Source organism: Microbacterium barkeri, assembly GCF_027921765.1.
GTDB lineage: Bacteria > Actinomycetota > Actinomycetes > Actinomycetales > Microbacteriaceae > Microbacterium > Microbacterium barkeri.
The window spans coordinates 1-556 of sequence record NZ_BSEJ01000059.1; the positions used below are offsets into that span (position 1 = coordinate 1).

Genomic DNA, 556 nt, shown 5'->3' on the forward strand with positions numbered 1-556 from the left:
GATAGCGCCAGAACTCGCCCAGCTCACCTTTGAGCGGCTTCCCTGACTGGCGAGGATCGGCAGCAACTGCAATGCGTAAACTCATAAAATCCACAATCCGTCGTGCGTTCTGTTTGTCCATCTTGCGTAACGATTTGAGCGCCCGATCGGAATAGTTAATCGTCCAGACCAAGTGACTTCCTCACGTCTTCAGACGAATGCACTGCTTCATCACCACGGCGAACGCGTGCAGCAGTTTCTGCTGAAAGATAATAATCCTCCAGGTCTTCCAGATGCGCCAGTATTGCTTCCCGCGCATAAAACGTCTTTGTTCTGCCGGTTTGCTTCGCCAGCGAGTCCAGACGGGACTCAATCTCATCAGATAACCGGATAGCAAGCATATAAACCTCCCGAACACCATTTGCTATACATGTATATCAACAGTACCACAATCAACGTAAAAGAACAAAAAATAATCTTGTTAGCCCCTCTTGATAATCCGTAACGCGGTCAATATATCTAGCTTGAGGGCTTTCCTCTTAACTATTGAAAGGATAACGATTATGGGTCTTAAGCC

At 47.3% G+C, this 556-nt stretch carries 1 protein-coding gene; it reads right to left on the bottom strand.

Annotated features, from left to right (window positions below; translation table 11 throughout):
• Positions 1 to 155: 155 nt before the first annotated feature.
• A complete protein-coding gene (relB, locus tag PKE79_RS16600; protein WP_000879771.1) occupies positions 156 to 380 on the bottom strand; it encodes a type II toxin-antitoxin system RelB family antitoxin in 225 nt (74 codons plus the stop codon).
• Between the last annotated feature and the right edge of the window lie 176 nt (positions 381 to 556).